Source organism: Pseudomonas lopnurensis, assembly GCF_015070855.1.
GTDB lineage: Bacteria > Pseudomonadota > Gammaproteobacteria > Pseudomonadales > Pseudomonadaceae > Stutzerimonas > Stutzerimonas lopnurensis.
Window position 1 is genome coordinate 8,100 of record NZ_JADDIX010000005.1, and the last position, 5,748, is coordinate 13,847.

Annotated in this window: 5 protein-coding genes and 1 pseudogene; 1 reads left to right on the top strand and 5 read right to left on the bottom strand. The window is 59.2% G+C overall.

Annotation, left to right across the window (positions count from 1 at the left end):
• Positions 1 to 135: 135 nt before the first annotated feature.
• Positions 136 to 540: a type II toxin-antitoxin system HicB family antitoxin gene (locus IN820_RS00285; RefSeq protein ID WP_193679060.1), complete on the bottom strand. Its 405-nt coding sequence runs from the start codon at positions 538 to 540 to the stop codon at positions 136 to 138.
• A gap of 28 nt (positions 541 to 568) precedes the next feature.
• Positions 569 to 751 (bottom strand): type II toxin-antitoxin system HicA family toxin, encoded by a 183-nt coding sequence (locus IN820_RS00290; protein ID WP_193679061.1) that lies wholly within the window; start codon positions 749 to 751, stop codon positions 569 to 571.
• A 359-nt stretch (positions 752 to 1,110) separates the two neighbouring features.
• On the opposite strand from IN820_RS00290, the gene plsB reads away from it, so the two are divergent.
• Positions 1,111 to 3,600: a glycerol-3-phosphate 1-O-acyltransferase PlsB gene (gene plsB, locus IN820_RS00295; protein ID WP_193679062.1), complete on the top strand. Its 2,490-nt coding sequence runs from the start codon at positions 1,111 to 1,113 to the stop codon at positions 3,598 to 3,600.
• Here the strand turns inward: plsB and IN820_RS00300 are convergent.
• The 3 genes and pseudogenes from IN820_RS00300 to IN820_RS00310 form a co-directional block, all read right to left on the bottom strand.
• Positions 3,597 to 3,980, bottom strand: coding sequence for a hypothetical protein (locus tag IN820_RS00300; RefSeq protein WP_193679063.1), 384 nt, complete (start codon positions 3,978 to 3,980; stop codon positions 3,597 to 3,599). The two genes, plsB and IN820_RS00300, sit on opposite strands and share 4 nt — an antisense overlap.
• Positions 3,981 to 4,498: 518 nt before the next feature.
• Positions 4,499 to 4,885 (bottom strand): hypothetical protein, encoded by a 387-nt coding sequence (locus IN820_RS00305; protein WP_102893504.1) that lies wholly within the window; start codon positions 4,883 to 4,885, stop codon positions 4,499 to 4,501.
• Positions 4,882 to 5,748 (bottom strand): annotated as a pseudogene (locus tag IN820_RS00310) (hypothetical protein); the annotation flags it as partial. The gene IN820_RS00305 and the pseudogene IN820_RS00310, both read right to left, overlap by 4 nt.

Below are 5,748 nucleotides of genomic sequence, written 5' to 3' on the forward strand. Positions count from 1 at the left end.
TGGGCAAGGCTTCGCCGTTGCCCACCCTACGAACTGGCGAATCTCTAAGATTTATCCAATAAAAACAAAGCGTTAAACAGGCTGGAGCGCCACCCCGGTCGGCAAGCATTACCGAATCCTCCCCAGCGCCCGCTATCAAGATTGCTGCAACACCCTCAACGCCGCATCGGCCAGGAAGCCTGAGCGGCTCTTCTGCTGCGGATGGGTCTGGACATACACATCGATCCGCGCCAACAGGTACTCCGGCAAGGTCGCATTGAAGCGCACCGCCTTGCCCAGAAAAGGCGTCACATCGAAATCCACCAACGCCCACACGCCGCCGGCGTAATCCGGATTCGTGGCATGAACATCCACTTCCTGCGGTTGCGGCAGCGGAGCGCCATCGGCAATCAATCCCTCGAAGTGAAGCGACAGGGATTCACGTACGTTCTCCAGCGCCTCGGACATGGTTTCTCCAGCCGAAAAGCAGCCCGGGACATCCGGCACCGTCACGCTGTAATCGCTATTGGAATCCTTGTGAAGAACAACGGGGAATTTCATATAGCCACCCTGCCCGAATGTGCCTGCCTCACTTGAGGCCAGCCGTTTTCATGATGTTATGGAGCGTACCCTTTGCCATTTCCGACTTGGGGTGCGGCACCGTGACTCGTCCCGGCTTTGTCGGGTGCTTGAATTGATGGTGACTGCCTTTAACGGCCACTTCATACCAGCCATCCGCCTCCAGCAGCTCTATTACGTCCCGACTTCGCATCCTTGCCTCCGTTCGTGCCGCTTGGGGCGTATTCTATGCGCCTCTCTCTATACACACAACACACACAATAATTCGAAAAGATGGCTTCGACTTATGGAGGGAGGTAGCGCGCTTCCTTCACTGTCCGCTGCCTGACGATTCGGTGGAAAACGCTTCGCGCGTTTTCCACCCTACGATACGAATCTGGGGCTTGGCTCCTCCGGTGCAGAGCGGACCAAGCATGTGCTGAAGCGAATTGACGACAAGCGATGCCGGTGCGTGAGCTCCCCCTTCCGCGAGACATTTTTGCCCGCCATCGCTGCTTGCGGCACACTTGCCGCCTTCTAGGGCCCCGCCCCTTCCACAGCCGAATCTGCCGTATGACCCGTTCCCCCATCCGCCGACTGATCTTTTCCCTGCTGCGCCGCGTGCTGTACTTCTGGGTGCGTTCGGAGACGATCAACCAGTCCGCCTTCACCCTCAAGCTGGATCGCAGCAAACCGGTGTTCTACGTGCTGCAGCAGCCGTCGCTGAGCGACCTCGCGGTACTCGACGCCGAGTGCAGCAAGGCCGGGTTGCCGCGGCCGGTCGCCGACGTGGCGGTAGGCGAGCATGTCGAGCCGGCGGCGTTCTTCTTCCTCAACCCGGCGGCGAGCTGGTTCGGCCGGCGCACGCGGCTGGTGGCACCGCAGGCACTGGTGCGGCTGGTCGGCGCGCTGGAGCACAACGCCGTGGAAAACGCGCAGATCGTCCCGGTCAGCGTGTTCTGGGGACAGTCGCCGAACCGCGAGACCAGCGCCTGGAAGCTGCTGTTCGCCGACAGCTGGGCGGTTACCGGACGGCTGCGCAAGCTGCTCAGCATCCTGGTGCTGGGGCGCAAGACTCGCGTGCAGTTCTCCGCGCCGATCCAGCTCAACGAGCTGGTGGCGATGAACAAGGGCCACGAGCGCACCCTGCGCATGGTTCACCGCATGCTGCGCGTACATTTCCGCAACCAGAAGACCGCGGTGATCGGCCCCGACCTGTCGCACCGGCGCAACCTGGTGAAGGGGCTGGTACACGCCCCGCAGGTGCGCCAGGCGATTCGCGACGAGGCCGAGCGCGAGAACATTTCCATCGAAAAGGCCGAGGCCAAGGCGCTGCGCTACGGCAACGAGATCGCCTCGGACTACGCCTACACCGCGGTGCGTTTTCTCGAGGTGGTGTTGTCCTGGTTCTGGAACAAGATCTACGACGGCATTCGCGTCAACCATATCGAGCCGCTGCAGGATGCCGTGCGCGGCTATGAAGTGATCTACGTGCCCTGCCACCGCAGCCATATCGACTATCTGCTGCTGTCCTACCTGCTGTTCCGCAACGGCCTGACGCCACCGCACATCGCCGCCGGCATCAACCTCAACATGCCGGTCATCGGCAGCCTGCTGCGCCGCGGCGGCGCCTTCTTCATGCGTCGCTCGTTCAAGGGCAACCCGCTGTATACGGCGGTGTTCAACGAATACCTGCACAACCTGTTCACCCGCGGCTTCCCGGTCGAGTACTTCGTCGAGGGCGGGCGTTCGCGTACCGGCCGCATGCTGCGGCCGAAAACCGGCATGCTGGCGCTGACCCTGCGCAGCTACCTGCGCTCCTCGCGCCTGCCGATCCTCTTCGTGCCGGTGTACATCGGCTATGAGCGCGTGCTGGAAGGCCGCACCTACCTGGGCGAGCTGCGCGGTGCGGCGAAGAAGAAGGAATCGATCTTCGACATCTTCAAGGTCATCGGCGCGCTCAAGCAGCGCTTCGGTCAGGTCTGGGTCAACTTCGGCGAGCCGCTCAAGCTCAACGAGTTCCTCGAACAGGAGCAACCCGGCTGGCGCCAGCAGACCTACGCGCCGGACTACCGCCCGCAATGGCTGAACGAGACCACCAACCGGCTGGCCGGGCGCATCGCCGAACGCCTCAATGAAGCCGCCGCGGTCAACCCGGTCAACCTGGTGGCGCTGGCAATGCTTTCCACCAGCCGCCAGGCCCTCGATCACGACGCGCTGGCGCGAATCCTCGACCTTTATCAGGCCCTGCTGCGCGCGGTGCCCTACTCGCCGCATACCACGCTACCGGAAGGCGACGGCGAGGCGCTGATCGCCTACGTGAAGAGCCTCGACCTACTCGCCGAACAGAAGGATGCGCTGGGCAACATCCTCTATCTGGATGAGCAGAACGCGGTGCTGATGACCTACTACCGCAACAACGTGATGCACATCTTCGCCTTGCCGGCGCTGCTGGCGAGCTTCTTCCAGAGCAGTTCGCGGATGAGCCGCGAGCAGATCCAGCGCTTCACCGAGGCGCTGTATCCGTACCTGCGCGCGGAGCTGTTCATCCGCTGGGAGGAGCACGAACTGAAGGCCGTGATCGACCAGTGGCTGGCCGCCTTCGCCGAACACGGCCTGCTCAGGCGGGACGGCGACAGCTACCTGCGCCCGGCGCCCAGCTCGCGGCAGTTCGTGCGGCTCACGCTGCTGGCGCGGGTGGTCATGCAGACTTTGCAGCGCTTCTACATGGCGACCTCGCTGCTGCTCAACAGCGGCCAGCACAGCCTGAGCGCCGAGGAGCTGGAGAACCTCTGCACGGTCATGGCCCAGCGCCTGTCGATCCTGCACGGGCTGAACGCGCCAGAGTTCTTCGACAAGAGCCTGTTCCGCCACTTCATCCAGAGCCTGCTGGAGCAGGGCGTGCTGAGCACGGATGCCAACGGCAGGCTCGGCTACCACGACGCGCTCGGCGAACTGGCCGAAGGCGTGGCCAAGCGCGTGCTGCCGGCGGAGATTCGCCTGTCGATCCGCCAGGTGGCGCTGGAGCGGCACGACGATGCATCACAAACGGATTTGAATTAATAGAGCCAGCCAGATTTTCCGATTGCAACCAGCAAGATCAAAGCGCTTAAAAGGCCCCACGCGCTCCACTGCAATACTACTAGATTGCTTTTAAGGCGGGATGGAAAATTTTCTAATTCTTTTATATTTATCGTTCCTTTTTTCAGATAAAAACCAGGGAAAGTGATAATTCCTGATATTCCTCCTACCAATAATATTTCCCCCCATGGGCCTCCATGCCTGAGAGGGGAGCGCGCCGTGACAGCAGTGGATCTTTTTAGGTGCTCCAAAATCGTATCCATCTGCTTATAAGCCATATGCAATGCAACGCCAATCCAGATTAGCAGAAAAAAAATCACCAAACCGCATAGATAGCCGATAACAAACTCAGCGGTACTCATTTAGAACTCTCATAGATCACATCCCCTGCCATTTCACCACCAGTTCCTCCAAGAGCGCCTATTACTAAAGAGCCCGTCCCGACCACCACCAAGCCACATACAAGAGTCCCTACTCCACCAGTAGGCACACCCAGTGCGGCACAGACACTGCCTACTGCTGGGGCCGTTAAAATGGCGGCACTCCCTGCGCCGCCCGCGACGCTGCCGGCAAAACTCCCAGTCTCGGTGTATTTAACTTTTTCACAAGCCTCGGCATTGCCAGCCATACACACATCTTGCACCGGCCTGCTGCTGCGCTAGGGCAAGTGGTAGCAGGTAGGCTGACAGCTATCTGCGGTCAAGTGTCATGGATCGATTGGTCACTTTCAAAGTCGGCAGGTGCTGAAGTCAGCTAGAAACTCATGAATACTTCATGACTATCCTTAGACCACAACACTCATACAAGCCGTGTAATTGCCTGCTGCGCACATCCTGCACCGGAATATGCTGGATTCGGCAGCCAACTTCCGTACGCCCGACTACACAAGATCAAGCTCAGCTACCGCCGCAATGACGAACATTAAAAGCAGAGCTCCACAGCTACCCCAGTACAAAATCGCCAATTTGCGCTTAAGGTGAATTGGAAGCCCCTTTAGATCCTCCGCGCTTAGCTCGCCTTTTTTCAGATAAAAGTTTGGAAGGGTAACGATCCCAGCAATTCCTCCGATGAGTAACAGCTTGCCCCATGGACCACCGTGCCTGAGAGGAGCACGAGCCGTTATGGCAGTACAGTTTTTTAAATACTCCAGCATCTCGTCTGTTTTGGTATAGGCCATATGCAGTGCAGTTCCAATCAAGAGGAACGCCAGCCCAAAGTCGATTAAACCTACACAGAGAAATATTTTCTCAGCTGTATTCAAACTCACTTAACTGCCTCGTAAATTATTTCTCCCATTGCTTCTCCTCCTCTGCCTCCGACGGCTCCTGCAGCCAAAGATCCCGCCCCAACTACCAAAAGACCACACGTCAACGTACCCACACCGCCAGTAGGGACCCCGAGAGCGGCACAAATAACACCTAATGTCGAGCCAGTTAAGGCCATACTGGCCAGCGCACCGCCAGCGACTCCCCCAGCAAAGCCTCCGCCCTCGGTAAATTTAACCTTTTCACAAGCTTCAGCATCACCAGCCATACACACATCCTGCACCTTCATATAAGAAGCCCCGCCACCAACGGCCGTACCGATCCAGCCGCCATATCTGATGTATTTCGCGGCCTTGGCCACACCGTCGATATGCGTGGCATAGCCGGGAATCTGCTCGGGAGCGCCGGCTTTCGTCCAGCGGTGTACGACGCTGCGACTGGAAATACCCAAGGCGCTCTTGAGGTTGGGATGATCGGGTATTCCCGTGCCTTTTCTGGTCAGCGAAGTGAGCTGCGCGTCCAACTGGCTGAACAGGCGCTTGCGCTCGGCAAAGAATTCCGGAGAGCGTAGGTGGCCGTGCCGCTGGAAGGTTCGCTGGTGCAAGGCCTCGATACTGCGTAGCGAGCTGTTTACGCCTTCCAGATGCTTGTAAAACACGGACGTGCCGACACCTACGGAGGTGGCGCCATAGGTGAGAAAGGATTCGATTTCATTCCGGTGCCGGACCATGAAATCGGCCTCTGCAGGTGACAGCGGCTCCAGAGCCGCATTGACCTTGGCCGCCGCGTCCATCAGCAGGGCTTCTTCGCGGGTGCATTGCTGGTTGTCGGGGTCGCTGAGCACGATCATCTGTCCGGCCTTCAC